27 protein-coding genes are annotated in these 25,451 nt (G+C 51.5%); 9 read left to right on the top strand and 18 right to left on the bottom strand.

The features are described 5' to 3' along the window. Nucleotides 1-54: 54 nt before the first annotated feature. Nucleotides 55-585 carry a disulfide bond formation protein DsbB gene (gene dsbB, locus HEM79_RS08075; protein ID WP_000943445.1) on the top strand — a complete coding sequence of 177 codons (531 nt, stop codon included), beginning with the start codon at nt 55-57 and terminating at the stop codon, nt 583-585. Between the two features lie 87 nt (nt 586-672). Here dsbB and ruvB read toward each other — a convergent pair whose 3' ends face one another. Together ruvB and ruvA are read right to left on the bottom strand one after the other, a co-directional pair. Beyond that, a complete protein-coding gene (gene ruvB / locus HEM79_RS08070; RefSeq protein ID WP_000568522.1) occupies nt 673-1,683 on the bottom strand; it encodes a Holliday junction branch migration DNA helicase RuvB in 1,011 nt (336 codons plus the stop codon). An 8-nt stretch (nt 1,684-1,691) separates the two neighbouring features. Beyond that, nucleotides 1,692-2,303, bottom strand: a complete 612-nt coding sequence (ruvA, locus tag HEM79_RS08065; protein WP_000580341.1) for a Holliday junction branch migration protein RuvA — start codon at nt 2,301-2,303, stop codon at nt 1,692-1,694. A 276-nt stretch (nt 2,304-2,579) separates the two neighbouring features. Here ruvA and HEM79_RS08060 point away from each other — a divergent pair, with 276 nt between their 5' ends. Beyond that, complete coding sequence (locus HEM79_RS08060) at nt 2,580-3,182, top strand: YebB family permuted papain-like enzyme (protein ID WP_176240974.1); 603 nt, start codon at nt 2,580-2,582, stop codon at nt 3,180-3,182. Nucleotide 3,183: 1 nt separating this feature from the next. On the opposite strand, the gene ruvC is transcribed toward HEM79_RS08060, so the two are convergent. The 4 genes from ruvC to aspS are packed head-to-tail and all read right to left on the bottom strand — an operon-like array spanning nt 3,184 to nt 6,727. Next, nucleotides 3,184-3,705, bottom strand: coding sequence for a crossover junction endodeoxyribonuclease RuvC (gene ruvC / locus HEM79_RS08055; protein WP_010350951.1), 522 nt, complete (start codon nt 3,703-3,705; stop codon nt 3,184-3,186). 34 nt (nt 3,706-3,739) lie between these two features. Further along, a complete protein-coding gene (locus HEM79_RS08050) occupies nt 3,740-4,480 on the bottom strand; it encodes a YebC/PmpR family DNA-binding transcriptional regulator (RefSeq protein WP_000907234.1) in 741 nt (246 codons plus the stop codon). Between the two features lie 29 nt (nt 4,481-4,509). Next, complete coding sequence (nudB, locus tag HEM79_RS08045) at nt 4,510-4,962, bottom strand: dihydroneopterin triphosphate diphosphatase (RefSeq protein WP_077637336.1); 453 nt, start codon at nt 4,960-4,962, stop codon at nt 4,510-4,512. After that, the gene (gene aspS / locus HEM79_RS08040) at nt 4,955-6,727 is read right to left on the bottom strand and encodes an aspartate--tRNA ligase (RefSeq protein WP_176240973.1); all 1,773 of its coding nucleotides are present in this window, start codon (nt 6,725-6,727) and stop codon (nt 4,955-4,957) included. The genes nudB and aspS overlap by 8 nt, the downstream gene beginning before the upstream one ends. 310 nt (nt 6,728-7,037) lie before the next feature. On the opposite strand from aspS, the gene HEM79_RS08035 reads away from it, so the two are divergent. From HEM79_RS08035 to cmoB, 5 genes are read left to right on the top strand one after another with little or no spacing between them, the layout of a single operon-like run. Then, the gene (locus HEM79_RS08035; protein ID WP_176240972.1) at nt 7,038-7,604 is read left to right on the top strand and encodes a hydrolase; all 567 of its coding nucleotides are present in this window, start codon (nt 7,038-7,040) and stop codon (nt 7,602-7,604) included. After that, entirely contained in the window at nt 7,601-8,419 is an 819-nt protein-coding gene (locus HEM79_RS08030; RefSeq protein WP_176240971.1) for a DUF72 domain-containing protein, read from the top strand. The genes HEM79_RS08035 and HEM79_RS08030 overlap by 4 nt, the downstream gene beginning before the upstream one ends. Before the next feature lie 52 nt (nt 8,420-8,471). Continuing rightward, complete coding sequence (locus tag HEM79_RS08025) at nt 8,472-8,867, top strand: MAPEG family protein (protein ID WP_002462319.1); 396 nt, start codon at nt 8,472-8,474, stop codon at nt 8,865-8,867. Between the two features lie 40 nt (nt 8,868-8,907). Next, nucleotides 8,908-9,651: a carboxy-S-adenosyl-L-methionine synthase CmoA gene (gene cmoA, locus HEM79_RS08020; RefSeq protein WP_000019621.1), complete on the top strand. Its 744-nt coding sequence runs from the start codon at nt 8,908-8,910 to the stop codon at nt 9,649-9,651. Beyond that, nucleotides 9,648-10,619, top strand: coding sequence for a tRNA 5-methoxyuridine(34)/uridine 5-oxyacetic acid(34) synthase CmoB (cmoB, locus tag HEM79_RS08015; RefSeq protein WP_105285529.1), 972 nt, complete (start codon nt 9,648-9,650; stop codon nt 10,617-10,619). The genes cmoA and cmoB overlap by 4 nt, the downstream gene beginning before the upstream one ends. A gap of 35 nt (nt 10,620-10,654) precedes the next feature. On the opposite strand, the gene torZ is transcribed toward cmoB, so the two are convergent. The 4 genes from torZ to HEM79_RS07995 all read right to left on the bottom strand — a co-directional run bounded on the left by torZ (nt 10,655) and on the right by HEM79_RS07995 (nt 15,910). Continuing rightward, the gene (gene torZ, locus HEM79_RS08010; protein WP_176240970.1) at nt 10,655-13,084 is read right to left on the bottom strand and encodes a trimethylamine N-oxide reductase TorZ; all 2,430 of its coding nucleotides are present in this window, start codon (nt 13,082-13,084) and stop codon (nt 10,655-10,657) included. Between the two features lie 24 nt (nt 13,085-13,108). Beyond that, nucleotides 13,109-14,209, bottom strand: coding sequence for a NapC/NirT family cytochrome c (locus HEM79_RS08005; protein WP_176240969.1), 1,101 nt, complete (start codon nt 14,207-14,209; stop codon nt 13,109-13,111). Between the two features lie 374 nt (nt 14,210-14,583). Next, nucleotides 14,584-15,330: a copper homeostasis protein CutC gene (cutC, locus tag HEM79_RS08000; protein WP_176240968.1), complete on the bottom strand. Its 747-nt coding sequence runs from the start codon at nt 15,328-15,330 to the stop codon at nt 14,584-14,586. A 13-nt stretch (nt 15,331-15,343) separates the two neighbouring features. Next, nucleotides 15,344-15,910 (bottom strand): VOC family protein, encoded by a 567-nt coding sequence (locus HEM79_RS07995; RefSeq protein ID WP_176240967.1) that lies wholly within the window; start codon nt 15,908-15,910, stop codon nt 15,344-15,346. Nucleotides 15,911-16,125: 215 nt separating this feature from the next. On the opposite strand from HEM79_RS07995, the gene argS reads away from it, so the two are divergent. Next, a complete protein-coding gene (gene argS / locus HEM79_RS07990) occupies nt 16,126-17,859 on the top strand; it encodes an arginine--tRNA ligase (RefSeq protein ID WP_001025300.1) in 1,734 nt (577 codons plus the stop codon). 41 nt (nt 17,860-17,900) lie between these two features. Here argS and yecV read toward each other — a convergent pair whose 3' ends face one another. Continuing rightward, nucleotides 17,901-17,945 (bottom strand): protein YecV, encoded by a 45-nt coding sequence (gene yecV / locus HEM79_RS22600; protein WP_211180499.1) that lies wholly within the window; start codon nt 17,943-17,945, stop codon nt 17,901-17,903. Between the two features lie 90 nt (nt 17,946-18,035). Here yecV and HEM79_RS07985 point away from each other — a divergent pair, with 90 nt between their 5' ends. Beyond that, nucleotides 18,036-18,524 carry a lysozyme inhibitor LprI family protein gene (locus HEM79_RS07985; RefSeq protein ID WP_016158432.1) on the top strand — a complete coding sequence of 163 codons (489 nt, stop codon included), beginning with the start codon at nt 18,036-18,038 and terminating at the stop codon, nt 18,522-18,524. A 121-nt stretch (nt 18,525-18,645) separates the two neighbouring features. On the opposite strand, the gene flhE is transcribed toward HEM79_RS07985, so the two are convergent. The 7 genes from flhE to cheR all read right to left on the bottom strand — a co-directional run bounded on the left by flhE (nt 18,646) and on the right by cheR (nt 25,430). Then, nucleotides 18,646-19,038: a flagellar protein FlhE gene (flhE, locus tag HEM79_RS07980; RefSeq protein WP_001221460.1), complete on the bottom strand. Its 393-nt coding sequence runs from the start codon at nt 19,036-19,038 to the stop codon at nt 18,646-18,648. Beyond that, complete coding sequence (flhA, locus tag HEM79_RS07975; RefSeq protein WP_176240966.1) at nt 19,038-21,116, bottom strand: flagellar biosynthesis protein FlhA; 2,079 nt, start codon at nt 21,114-21,116, stop codon at nt 19,038-19,040. The genes flhE and flhA overlap by 1 nt, the downstream gene beginning before the upstream one ends. Then, complete coding sequence (gene flhB / locus HEM79_RS07970) at nt 21,109-22,257, bottom strand: flagellar biosynthesis protein FlhB (protein WP_176240965.1); 1,149 nt, start codon at nt 22,255-22,257, stop codon at nt 21,109-21,111. Before flhB ends, flhA begins: the two co-directional genes overlap by 8 nt. Nucleotides 22,258-22,458: 201 nt before the next feature. Further along, entirely contained in the window at nt 22,459-23,103 is a 645-nt protein-coding gene (gene cheZ, locus HEM79_RS07965) for a protein phosphatase CheZ (protein ID WP_176240964.1), read from the bottom strand. A gap of 10 nt (nt 23,104-23,113) precedes the next feature. Continuing rightward, nucleotides 23,114-23,503 (bottom strand): chemotaxis response regulator CheY, encoded by a 390-nt coding sequence (gene cheY / locus HEM79_RS07960; RefSeq protein ID WP_000763855.1) that lies wholly within the window; start codon nt 23,501-23,503, stop codon nt 23,114-23,116. 14 nt (nt 23,504-23,517) lie between these two features. Further along, the gene (cheB, locus tag HEM79_RS07955) at nt 23,518-24,567 is read right to left on the bottom strand and encodes a protein-glutamate methylesterase/protein glutamine deamidase (RefSeq protein ID WP_176240963.1); all 1,050 of its coding nucleotides are present in this window, start codon (nt 24,565-24,567) and stop codon (nt 23,518-23,520) included. A gap of 2 nt (nt 24,568-24,569) precedes the next feature. Beyond that, nucleotides 24,570-25,430 carry a protein-glutamate O-methyltransferase CheR gene (cheR, locus tag HEM79_RS07950; protein ID WP_000204527.1) on the bottom strand — a complete coding sequence of 287 codons (861 nt, stop codon included), beginning with the start codon at nt 25,428-25,430 and terminating at the stop codon, nt 24,570-24,572. Between the last annotated feature and the right edge of the window lie 21 nt (nt 25,431-25,451).

Here is a 25,451-nt window from a genome sequence, read left to right as displayed (position 1 = left end):
AACGAATGAATTGGTTTAAACTGCGCATTCGATGCATATTGCAGGGAAATTATTATGTTGCGATTTTTGAACCAATGTTCACAAGGCCGGGGGGCGTGGCTGTTAATGGCGTTTACCGCTCTGGCACTGGAACTGACGGCGCTGTGGTTCCAGCATGTGATGTTACTTAAACCTTGCGTGCTCTGTATTTATGAACGCTGTGCGTTATTCGGCATTCTGGGCGCCGCGCTGATTGGCGCTATCGCCCCGAAAACTCCGCTGCGTTATGTGGCGATGATCATCTGGCTGTATAGTGCTTTTCGTGGCGTGCAATTAACTTACGAGCACACCATGCTCCAGCTCTACCCTTCACCATTTATGACCTGTGATTTCATGGTCCGATTCCCGGACTGGCTGCCGCTGGATAAATGGGTGCCACAAGTGTTTGTCGCCTCTGGTGATTGCGCTGAGCGTCAGTGGGATTTTTTAGGTCTGGATATGCCGCAGTGGCTGCTCGGTATTTTTGTTGCTTACCTGATTGTGGCAGTGCTGGTGGTGATCTCTCAGCCGTTTAAAGCGAAAAAACGTGACCTGTTTGGTCGCTAATCAATTCGGCGCTCCTGCGGGAGCGCCTGTCTGGCTTCATCTTGTCGATAGCTTAATGTTGGATGCGGCGTAGACGCCTTGCCCGACCTACGGCATTTCTGGCGGCGTAATCCCGAAGTGGTTCCACGCCCGCACTGTCGCCATACGCCCGCGCGGCGTGCGCTGCAAAAAGCCCTGCTGAATCAAATAAGGTTCCAGCACATCTTCAATGGTTTCACGTTCTTCGCCAATGGCCGCTGCCAGGTTATCCAGGCCTACCGGCCCACCGAAGAATTTATCAATTACCGCCAGCAATAACTTGCGGTCCATATAATCGAAACCTTCAGCATCAACGTTCAGCATATCCAGCGCCTGAGCAGCGATATCTGCCGAGATGGTGCCATCATGCTTCACTTCAGCGAAATCTCGCACACGACGCAGCAGGCGGTTGGCGATACGTGGCGTACCTCGCGCCCGGCGAGCCACTTCCAGCGCGCCATCGTCACTCATCTCAAGCCCCATAAACCGTGCGCTACGACTGACGATATATTGCAAATCAGGCACCTGGTAAAACTCCAGACGCTGCACAATACCGAAACGGTCACGCAATGGCGATGTCAATGAGCCAGCACGCGTTGTCGCGCCAATCAGGGTGAACGGGGGAAGATCGATTTTAATTGAACGCGCTGCCGGGCCTTCACCAATCATAATATCCAACTGGTAGTCTTCCATGGCCGGATACAGCACTTCTTCCACCACAGGCGAAAGACGATGGATCTCATCAATAAACAACACATCGTGTGGTTCAAGGTTGGTGAGCATCGCCGCCAGATCGCCCGCTTTTTCCAGCACCGGGCCGGACGTGGTGCGTAAATTGACGCCCATTTCATTGGCGACGATGTTGGCAAGTGTGGTTTTACCCAGCCCCGGAGGACCAAAAATCAATAGATGATCAAGGGCATCGCCGCGCAGTTTCGCCGCTTTGATGAAAATTTCCATCTGTGAACGAACCTGCGGCTGACCAACATACTCTTCCAGTAGTTTGGGGCGAATGGCGCGATCTGCCACATCTTCCGGCAAAGTCGTACCGGCAGAAATCAGACGGTCTGCTTCAATCATCCTTTACCTCATAACGCGGCGCGCAGGGCTTCGCGAATTAATGTTTCACTGCTGGCATCAGGGCGAGCGATTTTGCTCACCATGCGGCTGGCTTCTTGTGGTTTATAGCCCAGCGCCACCAGCGCAGCAACAGCTTCCTGTTCGGCATCGTCGGTTGCCGGGCTTGCCGGTGAGGTCAATACCAGATCGGCAGCCGGTGTGAACAGATCGCCATGCAGACCTTTAAAGCGATCTTTCATTTCAACGATCAGGCGTTCAGCAGTTTTCTTACCAATGCCAGGTAATTTCACCAGTGCACCCAGTTCTTCACGCTCAACGGCATTCACAAACTGCTGCGCTGACATACCCGAGAGGATCGCCAGTGCCAGTTTCGGTCCCACGCCGTTAGTTTTGATCAACTCTTTAAACAACGTGCGCTCTTGTTTATTGTTAAAACCATACAGTAGCTGCGCATCTTCACGCACCACAAAGTGAGTGAAAACAATCGCTTCCTGGCCCGCTTCAGGGAGTTCATAAAAACAGGTCATCGGCATATGCACTTCATAGCCTACGCCGCCCACTTCAAGTAACACCAGCGGGGGTTGTTTTTCCAGAATGATGCCTCTCAGCCTGCCTATCACATGACGCTCCTGCGTAATGAATCAAAGATAATGTTGTATAATAAAAAAATGCTGGATAGATATCCAGCGAAGGATGAAGAAAAATTGCGAGGCGTCTCGATGAACTGAAAAATGACGCAGTATAATTGATCCGCTAAGTCATCTTTAAAATAAATATTGTAATGTTAAATATTTAGAGGATAAATCCACCAAAAAAAAATAAACCTTTCCATTCCTGCAAAAAAATATTTTTTATGGTATTACGTATATTCATATTTATTTCAATGGAATGACAAAGTGAAAATTAATTACCCTTCTGAATATGAAGTTGGCGATATTGTATTTACATGTATAGGTGCTGCATTATTTGGTCAAATATCTGCCGCATCAAATTGCTGGAGTAATCACGTCGGGATCATTATCGGTCATGACGGCGATGATTTTCTGGTCGCAGAAAGTCGTGTTCCCCTCTCCACCATCACCACACTGTCCCATTTTATTAAACGTTCTTCTAATCAACGCTATGCGGTAAAACGATTGGGTGCTGGGCTAACAGAACAGCAAAAACAACGGCTGGTAGAACAGGTTCCCTCCCGGCTGCGCAAGCTCTATCACACCGGTTTTAAATATGAGTCATCTCGCCAGTTCTGTTCAAAATTCGTTTTTGATATTTATAAAGAGGCGCTATGTATCCCGGTGGGTGAAATAGAGACATTTGGAGAACTGTTAAACAGCAATCCGAATGCAAAGCTTACTTTCTGGAAATTCTGGTTTTTAGGTTCAATTCCGTGGGCGCGTAAAACCGTCACGCCAGCGAGTTTGTGGCATCATCCGGGTCTGGTGTTGATTCATGCGGAGGGAGTAGAAACACCTCAGCCAGAATTGACTGAGGCGGTATAACTTAACGCAGTCGCCCGCGAGCCAGGTTCAGCCTCGATTCGCTCATCTGCATCGCATTCTGGCTGACATGGCAGTGGGTGATGGCAATCGCCAGCGCATCGGCGGCGTCCGCCTGTGGGTTAGCGGGTAGTTTTAGCAAGGTGCGCACCATATGTTGCACCTGACTTTTTTCAGCACTACCAATACCTACCACCGTTTGTTTGACCTGACGGGCAGCATATTCAAACACCGGCAATTCCTGATTAACCGCTGCCACAATCGCCACGCCGCGTGCCTGCCCCAGTTTCAGGGCAGAGTCGGCATTCTTCGCCATAAAGACTTGTTCGATTGCGAAATAATCGGGCTGGAACTGGGTGATGATTTCCGTCACGCCCGCATAGATGAGCTTCAGACGAGACGGTAAATCATCCACTTTGGTGCGTATGCATCCACTGCCCAGGTAGGACAGTTGCCTGCCCACCTGACGGATAACGCCGTAGCCGGTAACGCGCGAACCCGGATCAATACCGAGAATAATAGACATCACGCGTCTCCGTTTTGTTGTTTAGCCGGCCTCATCAGAGGGTCGCTGCAACCTCATCAGAGATCTCACCGTTATGGTAAACTTCCTGCACGTCGTCACAGTCTTCCAGCATATCGATCAGACGCATCAGTTTCGGTGCAGTTTCTGCATCCATATCGGCTTTGGTTGACGGGATCATGGAAACTTCTGCGCTGTCTGCTTTCAGACCAGCCGCTTCCAGAGCATCACGTACTTTACCCATCTCTTCCCATGCAGTGTAGACGTCGATTGCGCCGTCATCATAGGTCACAACATCTTCTGCACCTGCTTCCAGCGCCGCTTCCATGATGGTGTCTTCATCACCTTTCTCGAAGGAAATCACACCTTTTTTGCTGAACAGATAGGCTACGGAACCGTCAGTACCAAGGTTGCCGCCACATTTGCTAAATGCGTGACGCACTTCAGCAACAGTACGGTTACGGTTGTCAGACAGACATTCAATCATGATTGCAGTGCCGCCAGGACCGTAACCTTCGTAGATGATGGTTTCCATGTTCGCATCATCATCACCGCCCACACCACGTGCAATTGCGCGGTTCAGGGTGTCACGGGTCATGTTGTTAGACAGTGCTTTATCAATGGCTGCACGCAGACGCGGGTTAGCATCCGGATCGCCACCGCCCAGTTTAGCTGCGGTCACCAGCTCACGAATGATTTTAGTGAAGATTTTACCGCGCTTAGCATCCTGCGCAGCTTTACGATGTCTGGTGTTGGCCCATTTACTATGACCTGCCATAAAAAATATCTCCAGATAGCCCTGCCTGTTCAGGCAGCGTTAATTACAAACTGTTCAATCGCCTGCCGGTTGCTCCATGACTTAGTGAGCGCCGCCGCAGCAGGCGCATCAAGCCACTTGTAGGCCAGATGTTCAGTAAAAATAATCTGACGTTCGTGCGGGAGCGCAAGGCAGAACCATGATTCTGTATTGCGCGTCACGCCCGGCGCATAGCGATGACGTAAATGTGAAAAAATTTCAAACTCTACCGTGCGCTGACAGTCAATTAAGGTCAGTTGTTCAGCCACAACATCAATGGTGACCTCTTCCTTTACTTCGCGCATGGCAGCTTGCGGCGCGGTTTCACCCTCTTCCACGCTGCCAGTTACCGACTGCCAGAAATCGGGATCGTCACGCCGCTGCAACATCAGCACCCGTTTCGTATCTTGTGCATAGATGACCACTAAGATCGAAACGGGACGCTTATAAGTCATATCAATTATTCTCAGCCTTCTTTACAACCTGAATGCTCAGCTCAGCCAGAGCAGTCGGGTTGGCAAAGCTCGGTGCTTCAGTCATCAGACACGCTGCCGCTGTGGTTTTCGGGAAGGCGATAACGTCACGGATGTTGTCGGTGCCAGTCAGCAGCATGGTCAGACGGTCAAGGCCAAATGCCAGACCTGCGTGCGGCGGAGTACCGTATTTCAGGGCGTCGAGCAGGAAGCCGAATTTCTCGCGCTGTTCCTCTTCGTTGATACCCAAAATACCAAACACCGTCTGCTGCATATCACCATTATGGATACGCACAGAACCACCGCCCACTTCGTAACCATTGATGACCATATCATAAGCGTTCGCCACCGCATTTTCCGGTGCTGCTTTCAGCTCGGCAGCAGTCATGTCTTTCGGTGCGGTGAACGGATGGTGCATTGCCGTCAGGCCGCCTTCTCCGTCGTCTTCAAACATCGGGAAGTCGATAACCCACAGCGGCGCCCATTTGCTTTCGTCGGTCAGACCAAGGTCTTTACCCACTTTCAGACGCAGTGCGCCCATCGCGTCGGCAACAATTTTCTTGTTGTCGGCACCGAAGAAAATCATATCGCCATCTTGCGCGGCAGTACGATCCAGGATGGCTTCGATGATTTCAGCGTTGAGGAACTTCGCTACCGGGCTGTTGATACCTTCCAGACCTTTCGCGCGTTCGTTGACTTTGATGTAAGCCAGACCTTTCGCGCCGTAGATTTTGACGAAGTTACCGTATTCATCGATCTGCTTACGGGTCAGCGATGCACCGCCCGGAACACGCAGAGCAGCAACACGACCTTTCGGATCGTTCGCCGGACCCGCGAATACCGCAAATTCAACAGATTTCAGCAGGTCTGCAACGTCGGTCAGTTCCATCGGGTTACGCAGATCTGGTTTATCGGAACCGTAACGGCGTTCGGCTTCCGCAAAGGTCATTACCGGGAAATCGCCCAAATCCACGCCCTTCACTTCCTGCCACAGATGACGCACCAGGGCTTCCATCACTTCACGCACTTGCGGCGCGGTCATGAAAGAGGTTTCCACATCGATCTGGGTAAATTCTGGCTGACGGTCAGCACGCAGGTCTTCGTCACGGAAGCATTTTACAATCTGATAATAACGGTCGAAACCGGACATCATCAGCAGCTGTTTGAACAACTGCGGCGATTGCGGCAGTGCGTAGAATTTACCTTTATGCACACGAGAAGGCACCAGGTAGTCACGCGCGCCTTCCGGCGTCGCTTTGGTCAGCATCGGGGTTTCGATGTCGAGGAAGCCGTGGTCGTCCATAAAACGGCGCACCAGGCTGGTGATTTTTGCGCGGGTTTTCAGGCGCTGAGCCATTTCCGGGCGACGCAGATCAAGATAGCGGTATTTCAGACGCGCTTCTTCGGTGTTAACGTGGTTAGAGTCCAGCGGCAGAACGTCTGCGCGGTTGATGATGGTCAGCGAGGAAGCCAGCACTTCGATTTCGCCGGTCGCCATATCGCGGTTGATATTTTTCTCGTCACGCGCACGCACGGTGCCCGTTACCTGAATGCAGAACTCATTACGCAGTTCAGAGGCCAGCTTTAACGCGTCCGCACGATCCGGATCGAAAAATACCTGCACGATACCTTCGCGGTCGCGCATATCGATGAAGATCAGGCTACCAAGATCACGACGACGGTTGACCCAACCACACAGAGTCACCTGCTGCCCCACGTGGGACAAACGGAGCTGTCCACAATATTCTGTACGCATGAGATATCCCTTAACTTAGCTGCCGGCGGACGTCCCCTGCTGCGCAGGTGACCTAAGTCGCAGCGTTAGCTGTATGTCACAACTGAATGAAAAAAGGCGGCTATTATACTGGAAATTCTGCCGCACCGTAAGAGTCTGGCCCGCTCTGGAACGACTCGTTACCACTTTATATCAGGCCTGAAATCAGACTCTACCCTTGTTTGCTATAAAGGTGTTGCCTGAGCACATAAAAATTAACAAAATTTGTCGTTCTGCCATCGGCTAATCGCATTAAGGTGAGAGGCTCGATTTTGTTTTATCTGGAGTCATCATGCTTGAACTGAATGCTAAAACCACTGCGCTGGTGGTGATTGATTTACAAGAAGGCATCTTACCTTTTGCCGGTGGACCGCATACTGCTGAAGATGTCGTTAATCGCGCCGGGAAACTGGCGGCGAAATTTCGAACTAACGGTCAGCCTGTGTTTCTGGTGCGCGTCGGCTGGTCTGCCGATTATGCCGAAGCATTAAAACAGCCAGTTGATGCTCCCTCACCTGCCAGAACGTTACCGGAAAACTGGTGGCAACATCCTGCGGCGTTAGGTGCAACTGACAGCGATATTGACATCATCAAGCGTCAATGGGGTGCGTTTTACGGTACGGATCTGGAGTTACAATTACGCCGTCGTGGCATTGACACCATCGTCTTATGTGGGATCTCGACCAATATTGGCGTCGAATCAACCGCCCGCAATGCCTGGGAACTCGGCTTTAATCTGGTGATAGCCGAAGACGCCTGCAGTGCAGCCAGCACCGAACAGCACAACAACAGCATCAACCATATCTACCCGCGTATTGCCCGCGTGCGTCGCGTGGAAGAGATCCTCAACGCATTATGATTTACATCGGTCTGCCGCAATGGTCGCATCCCAAATGGGTGCGGTTGGGGATCTCCAGCCTGGAAGAGTACGCCCGCCATTTTAACTGCGTGGAGGGCAACACCACCCTTTATGCTCTGCCAAAGCCGGAAGTTGTTCTGCGCTGGCGCGAGCAGACCACCGATGATTTTCGTTTTTGCTTTAAGTTTCCGGCGACTATTTCGCATCAGGCAGCATTGCGGCATTGCGATGATTTAGTGACTGAATTTTTGACACGCATGTCACCGTTAGCGCCGCGCATTGGACAATACTGGCTGCAACTGCCCGCCACGTTTGGTCCACGGGAGCTGCCAGCTCTTTGGCACTTTATTGATTCTCTTCCTGGCGAATTTACCTATGGTGTGGAAGTCCGCCATCCGCAGTTTTTCACCAAAGGTGAGGAAGAACAAACGCTTAATCGCGGTTTGCATCAGCGTGGCGTTAATCGGGTAATTTTAGACAGCCGTCCGGTTCATGCAGCACGTCCACATAGTGAAGCCATTCGCGACGCGCAGCGGAAAAAACCGAAAGTTCCGGTACATGCCGTGTTGACGGCGACCAATCCGCTGATCCGTTTTATCGGTAGCGATGATATGACACAAAACCAGGAATTATTTCAGGTCTGGTTGCAAAAATTAGCGCAATGGCAACAGACCACCACGCCTTATCTTTTCCTGCATACACCAGATATCGCCCAGGCACCGGAACTGGTACATACTCTGTGGGAAGACTTGCGTAAAACACTCCCAGAGATCGGAGCAGTTCCGGCTATTCCAAAGCAATCTTCTCTTTTCTGAAATTGCCACCTATCATAGACAAGTGCCATCGGCCATTTTAAAGGGAGTTTGTATGGTAAGCGCGCTGTATGCCGTTTTAGGTGCGTTGTTATTAATGAAGTTCTCTTTTGATGTTGTTCGCCTGCGAATGCAATATCGCGTTGCCTATGGCGACGGCGGTTTTAGCGAACTGCAAAGCGCCATTCGCATTCACGGTAACGCGGTGGAATATATTCCCATCGCGATTGTGTTGATGCTGTTTATGGAAATGAATGGCGCAGAAACCTGGATGGTGCATATTTGCGGCATCATTCTACTTGCTGGTCGTCTGATGCATTATTACGGTTTTCATCACCGGCTGTTTCGCTGGCGACGTTCCGGCATGAGCGCCACCTGGTGTGCGCTGTTGCTGATGGTGCTGGCGAATCTTTGGTATATGCCCTGGGAGTTGGTTTTCTCCCTGCGTTAGCGCACAATACGCCACTTTCTTTTTCCCGGATTTTTACGTTATGTCTCACCGCGACACGCTATTTTCTGCCCCTATCGCCAGTCTGGGTGACTGGACCTTTGATGAACGGGTAGCCGAAGTCTTCCCGGATATGATCCAGCGTTCCGTTCCTGGCTATTCCAATATTATTTCAATGATTGGGATGCTGGCTGAACGCTTTGTACAACCCGGTACGCAGGTCTACGATTTGGGCTGTTCTTTGGGCGCCGCGACGCTCTCGGTGCGTCGCAACATTCATCATGATAATTGCAAAATTATTGCCATCGACAACTCTCCAGCGATGATCGAACGCTGCCGTCGCCATATCGATGCATACAAAGCGCCGACACCTGTAGACGTGATCGAGGGTGACATTCGCGATATCGCTATTGAAAACGCGTCAATGGTGGTACTGAATTTTACCCTGCAATTCCTGGAACCTTCTGAACGTCAGGCATTACTGGATAAAATTTATCAGGGGCTGAATCCTGGCGGCGCGCTGGTGCTTTCGGAAAAATTCAGTTTCGAAGATGCCAAAGTTGGTGAACTGCTGTTCAACATGCACCACGACTTTAAACGAGCCAACGGTTACAGCGAGCTGGAAATCAGCCAGAAGCGCAGCATGTTAGAAAACGTAATGTTGACTGATTCCGTTGAAACCCACAAAGCGCGTCTGCATCAAGCCGGGTTTGAACATAGCGAGCTATGGTTCCAGTGCTTTAACTTTGGTTCGCTGGTGGCATTAAAAGCAGAGGACGCTGCATGATCGACTTTGGTAACTTTTATTCTCTGATTGCCAAAAATCACCTTTCGCACTGGCTGGAAACACTGCCCGCGCAGATTGCCAACTGGCAGCGTGAACAGCAGCACGGTCTGTTTAAACAGTGGTCCAATGCGGTGGAATTTCTGCCTGAAATTAAACCGTATCGTCTTGATTTACTGCATAGCGTGACGGCAGAAAGCGAAGAGCCGCTGAGTGCCGGGCAAATTAAACGCATTGAAACCCTGATGCGCAACCTGATGCCGTGGCGCAAAGGGCCGTTCTCGCTGTATGGCGTTAACATTGATACCGAATGGCGTTCCGACTGGAAGTGGGATCGTGTTCTGCCCCATCTCTCTGATTTGACCGGGCGCACGATCCTCGATGTCGGCTGCGGCAGCGGTTATCACATGTGGCGCATGATTGGCGCGGGTGCACATCTGGCGGTGGGTATCGACCCGACCCAACTCTTCCTCTGCCAGTTCGAAGCGGTACGCAAACTGCTGGGTAACGATCAGCGCGCACATCTGTTGCCTTTAGGCATTGAACAACTTCCGGCGCTGAAAGCCTTTGATACCGTCTTTTCGATGGGCGTGCTTTACCATCGCCGTTCGCCGCTGGAGCATCTCTGGCAGTTGAAAGATCAGCTGGTGAATGAAGGTGAACTGGTGCTGGAAACGCTGGTTATTGATGGCGACGAAAACACCGTGCTGGTGCCGGGTGACCGTTACGCGCAAATGCGTAATGTCTACTTCATTCCTTCGGCGCTGGCGCTGAAAAACTGGCTGAAAAAGTGTGGTTTTGTTGATATCCGCATTGTGGACGTGAGCGTCACCACAACAGAAGAGCAGCGTCGCACTGAATGGATGGTTACCGAGTCTCTGTCCGATTTCCTCGACCCGCATGATCCGGGTAAAACAGTAGAAGGCTATCCTGCGCCTAAACGCGCGGTGCTGATTGCGCGTAAGCCGTAAAAATTTAGCGCCCATTTCCGGGCGCTATTTATTTCTTACGCCTGAATGGCTGGCTGATCAAACGCCGTTAACTTCGGCGCATTGCCCGTGTATTTTTCGATATACACCAGCGAGGTGTTACCGGCACAGGCATTCGCCAGCTGCGAGCTTGGAATATCCGCCGTTAACACGTTTGCGCAGCCGTTTTTACACAAGCCATTTTCCAGATCTGGCCATGCGCCTTCATGCACGCACACCACGCCTTTTTTGATCCCGTCAGTCACCACGGCTCCAGTCAGGATCTGACCGCGTTTGTTCCAGACGCGTACCAGATCGCCGTTCGCAATGCCAAAACGAGCAGCATCTTCGGTGTGAATGGTGATCGGCTCACGATCGGCAACCGCATATTTTTTACGCAGCTCCGCATAGTTAAGCTGACTGTGTAAACGGTGTGCCGGATGCGCGGTCAGAAGCTGCAACTGCTTCTCGTCGGCGGTGCCTTTCCACTCATCAGGTGCAAGCCAGGTTGGGTGCGCCGGGCAATCCTTATAAGCAAATTTTTCCAGCGTTTTGGAATAGATCTCAATTTTGCCGCTTGGCGTACCCAGCGCGTTTTTCACCGGATCGGCGCGGAAATCGCCATAGCGAACATATTGCTCGTTCTTCTCGCTGCGGCGCATTTCGAGCAGTTTATTTTGCAACCAGAAGGTATTAAACACAGGCATGGTGACACGCTGCGCACGGGCGCTTTTCTGAGCGGCATCATAAAAGAATTTCAGCCACGCCATTTCATCTTTACCTTCGGTATAGATCTCTTTTCCGCCAGGTTTCAGTAATTCAGCAAGGTCGGCAAACACGTCAAAATCGTTACGTGCTTCAAACTGCGGCGCAACCACTTGCTTCATCGGTACGATGTGCTGGTTGCTGTAGTCGCCGGTCATCGTTAGGTCATTGCGCTCAAACGATGTGGTGATCGGTAATACGATATCCGCGTGTTTAGCTGCTGCCGTCCAGTAGCATTCAGAAACGACGATCAGCTCTGGTTTCTGCCAGGCTTTTATCAAACGATTGGTATCCTGGTGATGGGTGAAATTACCGCCGCCAGCCCACCAGATCATTTTGATATTGGGGTAAGTTTGTTCTTTACCGTTGTGCTGATATTTGCCGCCAGGATTTTCCAGCGCATCGACAATACGGGCGACAGGGATCGCCGTCATTCCGCCATCATCAGCAGCCTCACTGGCCTGTCCGGCAATCGCCGCAGACATTTCCGGCAGTACACCGCCAACGCGTGTTGGGTTGCCACCGTTGGAGTAATGATAAGAGAAACCAAAGCCGCCGCCCGGCGTACCAATCTGTCCTAACATCGCCGCCAGGGTCACCAGCATCCAGTGTTTCTGTTCACCATATTGCTGGCGCTGAATTCCCCAACCTGCCATCAGCATCGTGCGATTCGCCGCCATCAGTTCGGCGAGTTTGACTATCTGCGCTTCCGGCACACCGGTAATTTCCGCCGCCCAGGCCGCGCTCTTCGGCGAATTATCTTTCTTGCCGGTCAGATACTCTTCAAATTGCGGATAGCCGGTGGTGTATTTTTCAAGGAACGCTTTATCGTGTTTGCCTTGTGTCATCAGGGTGTGCGCAACCCCTAACATCAGCGCCACGTCGGTGCCCATATTCGGCGCGATCCAGGTGACGTTATCGCCAAAGAACTCGATCGTTTCGGAACGGATAGGATCAATGGCAATCACCGGTTTGCCAGATTTCTTCAGTTGATGGAAGTACTCCAGCCCCTGCTCATCGGTACTGCTCCAGGCAATTTTTAAGGTATTCAGCGGGTTCATCCCCCACAACACCACCACCTGGCTGTTTTCCAGAATCAGCGGCCAGGAGGTCTGCTGTTCATAAACCTCTACGGAACCGACAACGTGCGGCATGATCACCTGCGCAGCCCCGGTCGAGTAATCGCCACTATGTCCTGAATAACCGCCCGCCAGATTCATATAACGTTGCAGTAAAGTTTGCGCTTTATGCAACACGCCAGAAGAACGCCAACCGTAAGATCCGGCAAAAATGGCCGATGGTCCATTGGCCTTGCGGATGCGATCGTGTTGTTCATGAATCAGTTTTAATGCTTGTTCCCAGCTCACCTGAACGTAACTGTCGTCGCCGCGACCTTTCGCCGGTTGCAGTGGATTGTCGAGATAGCTTTTTCGCACCATCGGATGCTGAATACGCGCCGTGGTATGCACCTGATCCGCCGCCGTAGATTGCAAAGAGTTCGGGATGGTCTTCGCCAGCGCGCCTGTAGAAGAAACAATTTTACCGTCCTTCACTTCTACGTTCATCGCTCCCCAACGGCCTGCGGTAAGAATTTTACCGCCCTTCTCTTCTGCCCAGGCAGGTAACGGTACAGCCGATGTCACCACCAGCGCCCCTGCCGCAATACCGCTATGTTTAATAAACTCACGTCTTGTTAATGTCATAACTTCCTCCCTGATCAACGAAGATCACTGTTTCTCGGTAATATCTTTAGCGTTGTACTGGAAGTACCGCGTCAAAATATCCAGTTCGTTTTCGCTCATGCTGGTTCGCGCCCCCATCCCTTTGGCAATGGACGGCCAGGCATTGACGGTGTAATGGTCGGCGGCAATAGGCGCATGGCAACCAGCGCAATAGGTGTCGTCAAGTTTTTCAGCGTATTGCCATAGCGGTTTACGGTCTGCTAATGCGGGATCGGTAAGCGTCCCCTGTAATGACGCCTGACGCCATTGATTACCGTATTCGTCAGCTTTCCATTCCCCGTTTATCGTTAGCGCCTTGATACCTTCTTCGCTTAGTGTGGCTAACGCCAGCCGTTGACCTGCCGCCAGGTAGAGCGTGTTTTCACTGCCCTGCATCTGATATCCCTGCAACAGGACGAGCGGCTGTTTGCCACTGGCATCAACAACCGTGAGATCGGTGCCAGGATTCACAGTAGCCAGTTCACCTATGCGGGAAGGTTTGAAAGGATAAATATGCGCGCCATTAGTCACTGATGTGGCGGCCTGACTTTCCAGTTCATGCTCCGCCTTGTCATCCATTTTTATTTCAGGCGGAAAATGGGCAATGCCTTTATGACAATCGATACAGGTTTCGCCGTCCTTTTGCGCTTTGTTATGCATTTTCTGCGCAGCTTCACTTTGCGAAGCAATATCCATGGCATCAAAAGAATGGCAACTACGGCACGTTGCAGAGTCTGAGGCCTTTAATTCTTTCCACACTGTTTCGGCCATTTCCTGACGATGGGATTCGAACTTATCGTCGCTGTCTATTTTGCCGCTAACAAATTCATGATAAATATCTTTAGATGCTTTTAATTTAGCAAATAAATAATCCATTCCTGACTTTGGAATATGGCAATCGGCACATTCAGCACGAATACCTTTTTGATTAGAAAAATGGACAGTCCCCTGATATTCCTCAAACGGTTTGCTCATTGAGTGGCAGGAAAGACAAAATGCCGTGTCCGACGTTTTGTGCAACGTTTTTTGCGCCAGCAATAACCCACCGCCACCCACCACTACTGCCATGAGCAGAAAAAATAACCAAATGCGTTTTTTCCCTCGCATAGATTCCTCTAATTAAATTCCAGTACACCGAACTAGTTGTATAAATAAATACACAACGAATTAATAACTCACTAAATTCGGCACAACACTGCCTGAAATAATCGACAAAGAATATGATTTATTGCAATTTAACCATTAATTATTAAAGAAGAAAGTAGTCGTTATTTTTAATATATATTTGGTAGTTTTAACAATTTAAATTACATAGTTAATATGAATATATATAACATTTTTAGCAACATGAATTTGCGCGCTATTACACGATAGTTGTTCATTTTTTATACTACTCAAGGATAAAAAAAGGCCCCTGTTGAATGGGCAGGGGCCTGGTACGAGCAAGCATCATATTGGGCGACATGATGCAACGGTAAAAATCATTTGGCCTGATGGCGCTCAATGATTCCTTTCATTTCAGCAACCGCCGTCCCGTCTACGACATAACGCGAATACTCGTCCGCGCGTGCATCTGATGACATGGACAATCCCTGATTACGATAACGCATCGGTGAGGCTTGCCACGCTCCTGCAGAGCTATGGACTTCCAGCACTCCGGCATCGAGGAAATGGTGCAGGTTTTCTGCACGGACTCCTGCTCCGGCCATGATGATTGGAGCATCACCATAGGCAATAAGTTCCATAATTTTTGATAAACCTTGCAATGCATCTGATTTTTGCCCTGATGTCAGTACCCGGGCAATGCCCAATTCCGCAAGATTATTGAGTGTATTTAAAGGGTTAGCGCACATATCGAAGGCGCGATGAAAAGTGACTGCCAGCGGACCGGCAGCCGCCATTATTTTTTCCATTCGTGGCATATCGACATTACCGTCAACATCCAGAACCCCCGTCACCAGCCCAGGAAATCCTAATTCGCGTACTGTGCGGATATCTTCAAGAATGGCGGCAAACTCGCCGTCGCTGTAGCAAAAATCGCCACCGCGTGGGCGGATGATCGGATGTACGGGGATCGTAACCTGTTGGCGCACGGACTTCAGAACGCCCAGCGACGGCGTTAGCCCCCCTTCTTTCGGTGCCGCACACAATTCTATTCTGTCGGCACCGTTTTGCTGCGCCGTCAGCGCGCACTCCATGCTGTAACAGCAAATTTCCAGTAATGCCATTTTTGCTCCTTAATCACGCCGACTGCTCGCTGGCGACAATCTCTTCGATAGACCACGGATGAAACTTAATCGTCGTTTTGCCATCGGTGACCGCCAGCGTCGGATTCGGTAATCGCTCATGTTCACCTTTTGGTGAGCTGGTTTTAACCGAGATCCCCGGCTGGCGGAGTCCTTCATCAGAAAGCAACGCCAGCGCACGGGCATTCAACGTTTCCGGCTCTCCTGGCAGAACAATTTCGATATGTTCCCAGCCTTCGTGCGGGTAGCGTTTTTCCCCAGGCCACGGTAGCTCCACAATCGAAAACTGCCAGTGAGCAACCTGTACCGGTTCACGCAATTTAAACAGGCAAATCGGTCTGCCATTGATAATATTTTCTGACAGGAGTTCGCCGCACTGTTCAAACCCGCGACGCCAGCGTTCAGCCGTGGCGTTTTGATGGCAACGCAAAGAAATGTGATCGGCAGTCAGCGGGGTGATATCCAGCCCCAGGCGGTGTGAAAGTTGTTCTAATGCGTGGATAAATCGCGGTAAATCCGTTGCAATATCCTGCAACTCGTCGATAGATTGCCAGTTCGCCATAATCACTCTTCGTCTTTCAGTAAAAGCGTTAATTTACCCTGTTGCCCTGCGCCAACCAACCGCTGATTTCGCGCCGCTCCTGATGCAATAGTGAAAACGGCAATACGCCACGCGCACGTAGCTGACGAAAACAGCCATTTGCAGTATACTCCCGCCCTAATTTCTTTAACTGGTGCGGGCAATTTTTGCTCGCTTCATCAATGTAAGGTATTCCGGTGAATATTCAGGCTCTTCTCTCAGAAAAAGTCCGTCAGGCCATGATTGCGGCAGGCGCGCCTGCGGATTGCGAACCGCAGGTTCGTCAGTCAGCAAAAGTTCAGTTCGGCGACTATCAGGCTAACGGCATGATGGCAGTTGCTAAAAAACTGGGTATGGCACCGCGACAATTAGCAGAGCAGGTGCTGACTCATCTGGATCTTAACGGTATCGCCAACAAAGTTGAGATCGCCGGTCCTGGTTTTATCAACATTTTCCTTGATCCGGCATTCCTGGCTGAACATGTTCAGCAGGCGCTGGCGTCCGATCGTCTCGGTGTTGCTACGCCAGAAAAACAGACCATTGTGGTTGACTACTCCGCGCCAAACGTAGCGAAAGAGATGCACGTCGGTCATCTGCGTTCCACCATTATTGGTGACGCGGCAGTTCGTACTCTGGAGTTCCTCGGTCACAAAGTGATTCGCGCTAACCACGTTGGCGACTGGGGCACTCAGTTCGGTATGCTGATTGCATGGCTGGAAAAGCAGCAGCAGGAAAACGCCGGTGAAATGGAACTGGCTGACCTTGAAGGTTTCTACCGCGATGCGAAAAAGCATTACGACGAAGATGAAGAGTTCGCCGAACGCGCACGTAACTACGTGGTAAAACTGCAAAGCGGTGACGAATATTTCCGCGAGATGTGGCGCAAGCTGGTCGACATCACCATGACGCAGAACCAGATCACCTACGATCGTCTGAATGTGACGCTGACCCGCGATGACGTGATGGGCGAAAGCCTTTATAACCCGATGCTGCCGGGTATCGTGGCAGATCTGAAAGCCAAAGGTCTGGCAGTAGAAAGTGAAGGCGCGACCGTCGTATTCCTTGATGAGTTCAAAAACAAGGAAGGCGAACCGATGGGCGTGATCATTCAGAAAAAAGATGGCGGCTATCTCTACACCACCACCGATATCGCCTGTGCGAAGTACCGCTACGAGACGCTACATGCCGATCGCGTGCTGTATTACATCGACTCCCGCCAGCATCAACACCTGATGCAGGCGTGGGCGATCGTCCGTAAAGCAGGCTACGTGCCGGAATCCGTACCGCTGGAACACCACATGTTTGGCATGATGCTGGGCAAAGACGGCAAACCGTTTAAAACCCGTGCTGGCGGTACGGTGAAACTGGCGGATCTGCTGGATGAAGCACTGGAACGCGCACGTCGTCTGGTGGCAGAGAAGAACCCGGACATGCCAGCCGACGAGCTGGAAAAACTGGCTAACGCGGTTGGTATTGGTGCGGTGAAATACGCGGATCTCTCCAAAAACCGCACCACCGACTACATCTTCGACTGGGACAACATGCTGGCGTTTGAGGGTAATACCGCGCCGTACATGCAGTATGCCTACACCCGTGTATTGTCCGTGTTCCGTAAAGCGGAAATCAACGAAGAACAACTGGCTGCAGCTCCGGTGATCATTCGTGAAGATCGCGAAGCACAACTGGCTGCTCGCCTGCTGCAGTTTGAAGAAACCCTCACTGTGGTTGCTCGTGAAGGTACGCCGCACGTGATGTGTGCTTATCTGTACGATCTGGCGGGTCTGTTCTCTGGCTTCTACGAGCACTGTCCAATCCTCAGCGCAGAAAACGAAGAAGTGCGTAACAGCCGTCTGAAACTGGCACAACTGACGGCGAAGACGCTGAAACTGGGTCTGGATACGCTGGGTATTGAGACTGTAGAGCGTATGTAATCGATTTTTCGTGAGAGTGAAGCCTGATCGGGGTTACCCGATCAGGCTTTTTTATTGCCATCTAAATGTATTCTGAAAATGGACATGGCATCGTTTTCTCACTGTTGGGTAAGAGGCCAGAAGCGTAATATCCAGCCCCAGGGAAACGGTAACGGTTGATTTTAAGGAATACCGCAGTGTTTAAATTTCTTGTATTAACATTAGGCATTATCTCTTGCCAGGCTTACGCAGAAGATACGGTTATAGTAAATGACCATGACATTTCAGCCATCAAAGATTGTTGGCAAAAAAACTCAGATGATGATACTGACATTAACGTGATCAAATCATGCCTGCGGCAAGAATACAATCTCGTCGATGCGCAATTAAATAAAGCCTATGGTGAAGCTTATCGTTATATAGAACAGGTGCCACGCACAGGTGCAAAAAAACCTGATACCGAACAACTTAACTTGCTTAAAAAATCACAACGAGCCTGGCTGGACTTTAGGGACAAAGAATGTGAATTAATCCTTTCAAATGAGGACGTTCAGGATTTAAGTAACCCTTATTCTGAATCAGAATGGCTATCATGTATGATCATCCAGACCAATACGCGAACTCGCCAGTTGCAGCTATACCGTAACTCTGAAGATTTTTATCCAAGCCCTTTGACAAGAGGGTAATTCACATATTTTTGGCATGTTTTGTTGCAAGCTATTCCTGATAAATAATTGCAACAAAACATGGAGCCTTTTTCACTGAGTTATTAAACATGCTCGCGAGCGCGTATTTTTTATTTGTACTTCAGCGATAATTCACAATCACTTCATTACGTTGTACCTTCAGCGGCGGAATTAACCGCCCACCGCCAGGCACTTCCCAGATAAAGCGCAACGGTTCTGCTGCCGGTATGCCGGAAAAGGCCACAGTGTTCCCGCTCTGCCCGTCTAATTCGACACAACGAGATTGCGAGCACAAGCGAACCCGCAGCCCCGATGGTGTCGGGCCGATAAGCTGATAACGCCACGCCACCAGCGTCATCAATCCTGAAACAGGTTGTCGCGAAGAAAGAGGCGCTGACGACATCGACTCACCGCGATGATTTAGCGTAACGCCCACACTACTTGTCTGCCACATCCCCTCCCCGGCGGCTTGTACAACCAGCGGAAACAACAATATCGCCAGTAAGATCCTCATTATTTACCACCAATAGTCGCCGTCATCCGAATCTGCCGGTTATCAGAGAGTTCGAGATTCGACAGCACCACCAGTTGCGGCAGGCTACGGCGCAGAAAGCGAGACAATAGCGGGCGCAGCGCGTGGTTCACCAACAGTACTGGCGGCGCACCCAGCATCTCCTGACGGGATAATGCTTCCTGGGTTTGCGCCAGCAAACGATCCGCCAGCCCCGGTTCCAGTCCGCCACCGCCCTGCAACGCCTGTAACAGTAACCGCTCCAGTGGCGTATCCAGACCAATAACGTGAACTTCATCTTTACCGGGGAACCACTGCTGAGTAATTGCCCGCCCCAGCGCCACGCGGACGACGGCGGTTAATTCATGCGGATCGCTCTGGATGGGCGCATGTTCCGCCAGCGTTTCGAGAATGGTGCGCATATCGCGGATCGGTACTTTTTCATCAAGCAAGTTTTGTAGCACTTTATGCAGCGTAGTGAGCGTGACAACGCCAGGAACCAGATCCTCCGTCAGTTTTGGCATCTCCTGCGCCACGCGATCCAGTAACTGCTGCGCCTCCTGACGACCAAACAGTTCTGCGGCATGTTGACTAATGAGGTGGTTAAGATGCGTTGCCACCACTGTACTGGCTTCAACCACCGTATATCCCTGAATCTGCGCTTGTTCTTTAAGCGCACTTTCGATCCAGATAGCATTAAGACCAAATGCCGGATCGACAGTCACTTCACCGGGTAGCGTCCCGGCGGCTGTTCCTGGGTTAATAGCCAGCCAGCGCCCCGGATAAGCATCACCACTGCCAATCTCAACGCCTTTCATCAAGATACGATAGCGGGCAGGTTGTAGATCCATATTGTCGCGGATGTGCACCACTGGTGGCAGAAAGCCCATCTCCTGAGCAAATTTCTTGCGAATACTGCGAATACGACCAAGCAACTCGCCATCCTGCTGAAAATCGACCATCGGGATCAGCCGATAACCCACTTCCATTCCCAGAGAATCTTCCAGTTGCACATCGTTCCAGGTCGCTTCGACAACGGCATTATTTTCCGCCATCTTCACCGGTTTCGGTTCAGCAGGCGCTTTTTGCTCGCGTCCACGTATCCACCACGCCAGCCCCAGCAATCCCGCTGTGAACAGTAAAAATACCAGGTTTGGCATTCCCGGCACCAGACCAAGTAAACCCAGCACTGCGGCACTTAACAACATGACTCTGGGGTTACTGAAAAGCTGATTCACCATCTGCTCGCCAACATCCTGATCGGTGCTGACTCGCGTAACGATAACCCCCGCAGCGGTAGAAATAACCAGTGCTGGTATTTGCGCAACCAGGCCATCACCGATGGTCAACAGCGTATAACTTTCCGCTGCATGACCCATGCTCATGCCATGTTGCAACACACCAACCAGCAATCCGCCAACAACGTTAATGACCATGATGAGGATCCCGGCGATAGCATCACCCCGGACAAACTTACTCGCCCCGTCCATTGAGCCGTAAAAATCAGCTTCCTGGGTCACTTCTGAACGTCGCTTTTTTGCTTCATCTTCGCCAATCAGGCCAGCGTTGAGGTCGGCATCAATCGCCATCTGCTTACCCGGCATACCGTCGAGAACAAAGCGCGCGCCCACTTCCGCGATACGTCCGGCACCTTTGGTAATGACCATAAAGTTGATGATCACGAGGATGACAAACACCACAATGCCGATGGCAAAGTTACCGCCCACGAGAAAATGACCGAACGCTTCGACGACCTTCCCTGCCGCCGCCGCGCCGGTATGGCCTTCCATCAAAATGATACGCGTGGAAGCCACATTAAGCGCCAGACGCAGCAGCGTGGTAAACAACAGAATGGTCGGAAACGCGGCAAACTCAAGCGTGCGCTGGGTAAACATCGCCACCAGCAACACCATAATCGACAAGGCAATATTGAAGGTAAACAGCAGGTCGAGGATGAATGCGGGCAATGGCAGCACCATCATCGACAAAATCAGCAGGATCAAAATAGGCCCGGCAAGGATCTGCCATTGTGTCGATTTCAGGTTTGCGGGCAGGCGCAGCATCGCGGCCAGATTACTCATGGGACGGTTTCTCGTTGATAAAATCCAGGGCTTCCGGCACCGGAAGATGAGTCGGTTGTACAGGGCGTTGTCCACCGGCCAGACGCCAGCGTTTCAGTTGCCAGACCCAGGCCAGCACTTCCGCCACGGCGGCATACAGTTGACCGGGAATTTGCTGGCCGATCTCTGCGTGTCGATACAGTGCGCGCGCCAGCGGCGGCGCTTCGAGCGTCGGAACGTTATTTTCAGCGGCAATTTCACGAATGCGTAACGCCACCAGCCCCGCGCCTTTAGCAACGACCTTCGGTGCGCTCATTTTGTTTTCGTCATATTGCAATGCCACTGAGTAGTGAGTTGGGTTATTAACAATGACGTCCGCTTTCGGCACATCGGCCATCATCCGACGCCGCGCGGCAGCACGCTGCATCTGACGAATTCGCCCTTTGACATGCGGATCGCCTTCGCTTTGTTTGAACTCGTCACGAATATCCTGTCGTGACATACGCAGCTTTTTCAGATGGCTGAAAATTTGAAAAAAGACGTCAAATCCCACCATCGGAATGACACCAAGCACCACTAAAAGCGCGCATAACCCCACAACATCCATCGCGTTAGCCATTGCGGTAATGGGGGACTGCGCCATTAAGCGCATCATCTGCGGCCAGTGATACCAGAGATAAAAGCCAGTAACACAGCCAACCAGTGTAGATTTCAGGATAGCTTTCAGCAGCTCCGCACCAGTTTGCGCAGAGAACATACGTTTAATGCCCGGTAGCGGGTTGAGTTTAGAAAACTTCGGTTGCAATGATTTGCCGCTAAATACCAGCCCCCCCAGCATGACCGGCGAAATAAGCGCCACCAGCACCACCCCGCTGATCAGCGGCAACAGTGCCAGCATGGCTTCTCTGATCAGCAAAATAATCTGTCCGAGGATCAGGTTGGGATCATTGATGATGCTGTGATCAAAATGCAGCCCGGCGGAGAGCATCCCCGACAACCGCCGTGCCAGAGACGCGCCACCAAACCAGATAACACACACGCCAACCAGCAAAATCAGCAGTGAAGTCAGCTCACGGGAGCGTGGGATCTGCCCCTCTTCCCGCGCTTTTTCAAGTCGGTGAGGTGTGGGGGCTTCTGTTTTGTCGTCGCTCTCGTCAGACACGTCGCCAATCCTGGAAATGGTGATAAGCGTGAATAATGCCAGAGCGAAAAGCGTTCAATGCCTGGAGTAAGGGGCAAAACAGGTGGGATTTGGGGCTTTTGCCGGAGTACACCAGGCATGGTGCACGTTTGTCGGATGTGGTGTAAACGCCTTATCCGACCGCCTGATATGACGCGGTCACGTCACATCAGGCAATACAAATCAAAACCCAAGACTATCCAGTAAATCGTCAACCTGATCCTGACTGGCAACCACACCGGCTTTGCTGGTATCGACCTGTGGTCCGTTAAGCAAACTTTGGTTTTCACGTTTCGGGCGCGCATCCTGCTCCGGGATGTTTTCCAGCAGCACCATCAACAGCTGGCGTTCAATTTCCTGAATCACATCCATCATCCTTTTAATCACCTGCCCGGTGAGATCCTGAAAATCCTGCGCCATCATAATTTCCAGTAACTGCGCGTTAGTGAAGCTGGTATGAGCGGGCACATCCGCCAGAAATTGCCGCGTATCCATCACCAGTTCCCGGGCATCGGCAAGGTCAATCGGATCGGCAAACCAGTTATCCCAACGTTGGGTTAACGCTTTTGCTGATTTCTCCATTTGATCCTGATGCGGTTGCGACGCCTCAACGCTGTTCAGCGCCCGCTCTGCGGCCTGCGCGGTCATCTGCACAACGTAGAACAGGCGATCGCGGGCATCAGGGATGGCTTCCGCTGCTTCGGCTATCGCCTGATCCAGCCCCAGCTCACGCAGGCTGTCACGCAGCATACGCGTCAGGCTGCCGATGCGCGCTATGATATCGCCGGCTGCATGTTCATCAGCAGGTTTGATTGATGGTTGCATCATAGTCGCATCCTCACATGCCCAGTTTCTCAAAGATTTTGTTGAGTTTTTCCTCCAGCGTCGCGGCGGTAAATGGCTTAACCACATAGCCACTGGCCCCCGCTTGTGCTGCCGCGATAATGTTCTCTTTCTTCGCCTCTGCGGTCACCATCAGCACTGGCAACGCCGACATCGCCCCATCAGCACGAATGGTTTTCAGCAATTCCAGACCATCCATATTCGGCATATTCCAGTCGGAGATCACAAAACCATAACCGCCCGCCTGTAACTTGTTGAGAGCATCAGCGCCATCTTCTGCTTCCTCAACATTGTTGAAACCCAGCTCTTTCAGTAGGTTACGCACAATGCGTCGCATGGTGGAAAAGTCATCCACAACCAAAAATTTAAGTTCTTTATCCGCCATTTCACACTCCTGATTTAAATACGTATCGCCTGTCCGGCACTGATTTTCGCCAGCATTTGCTGGCTTACCTGGCTAAGATCGACCACTTCGCAGACGCCCCCCAGATTGATAGCCTCGCGCGGCATACCGAACACCACACAGCTTGCTTCGTTTTGCGCAAGGGTCCATGCCCCCGCCTGACGCATCGACAACATTCCCGCCGCACCGTCGTTGCCCATACCGGTGAGGATCACCCCAACCGCATTGCGCCCCGCCTGTCTGGCGACAGAATGAAACAACACATCCACCGACGGTCGATGACGGTTAACCGCCGGGCCATCGTGAATTTTGATTTGATAGTTCGCGCCGCTGCGCGCCAGTTCCATATGTCGATCGCCTGGGGCGATATAGGCATGTCCCGGTAAGACGCGCTCACCGTCTTCCGCCTCTTTCACGCCGATTTGACACAGCTTATTCAGGCGGTCGGCAAAAGAACGGGTAAAGCCAGGCGGCATATGCTGGGTGATTAGCAGTGCCGGGCTGGAAAGCGGCAGCGGCTGCAATACGTGCCGAATTGCCTCGGTTCCGCCCGTTGAAGCGCCAATCGCAATCAGTTTTTCTGAACTCAATAACGGACCTGCCTTCAGCGTTGCCGGGGTCGATAACGGTTTATGCGCCGCGAGGCTCGCCCTTGACGCCGTACGCACCTTTTCAGCGATCATTTCGCTGTACGCCAGCATCCCTTCTCGAATACCCAGTTGCGGTTTAGTGACAAAATCTATCGCCCCCAACTCCAGCGCGCGCAGCGTCACTTCAGAACCTTTGCCGGTCAGAGAAGAAACCATCACAACGGGCATTGGACGCAAACGCATTAACTTTTCGAGGAAATCCAGTCCGTCCATCCGTGGCATTTCAACATCCAGCGTCAGCACATCGGGGTTGAATTTCTTAATCAAATCTCGCGCGACCAGCGGATCGGGCGCCGTTGCCACCATTTCCATATCGCTATGGCTGTTGATGATTTCCGTCATGATCTGGCGCATCAGTGCCGAATCATCGACAGACAACACCCTGATTTTGCTCATGGTTAATCCTTACTTAGCGCATACACCGTCTGCCCACGCAGCGTGAAGCTGCGCTCAAGGTGGCTGAAATTTTCAGAGTGCCCCGCAAACAGCAATCCGTCAGGTTTAAGTAGTGGTACGAAGCGGCGCAAAATCTCCTGTTGGGTCGTTTGATCAAAGTAGATCATGACGTTACGACAGAAGATCGCATCAAACGGCCCCGGTACGGTGTACTGTTTCGCCAACAAATTCAGCGGGGAAAAATCGACATAGCTCGCCAGTTCCTGGCGCACGCGCACCAGCCCTTCATGCGGCCCCGTGCCGCGCATGAAGTAACGCTGGAGTTGTTGTGGCGTCAGGTTTTTCAGTTCTTCATGGCGATAAATACCGCTTCTGGCTTTTTCCAGCACTTCGGTGTCGATATCACTGGCGAACACTTTCCAGCGTCCGGGCGCGGTGCCTAATGTGTCCGCCAGCGTCATGGCAATACTGTACGGCTCTTCACCTGTCGACGCCGCCGCGCTCCATACACGATATTCTCCGGAACGACGGCGAGCGTGAGCCGCGATCAGTGGGAAATGATGCCCTTCACGGAAAAATGCCGTCAGGTTGGTGGTCAGCGAGTTAATAAATGCCTGCCACTCGCCGCTGTGCTGATTAGATTCCAGCATGTTCAGATAATGACCAAAATCGACCAGTCCCAGCGAACGCAAACGGCGTATCAACCGGTTGTAGACCATGTCACGCTTGTGATCGGCCAGAACGATCCCCGCCCGTTGATAGATCAATTGACTTATCCGCCGAAAATGAACGTCGGAAAGCACCAGGCGCTCGGTCATCTGTAACAATAAAGACGTTTGCCCACAGGGCTGAGATGATGTCATAGCGCCTTCTCAATCACTTCA

Origin of the sequence: Escherichia sp. 93.0816 (genome assembly GCF_013368855.2) — a bacterium.
Lineage (GTDB): Bacteria > Pseudomonadota > Gammaproteobacteria > Enterobacterales > Enterobacteriaceae > Escherichia > Escherichia ruysiae.
This window is presented reverse-complemented; position numbering and strand designations above follow the sequence as displayed.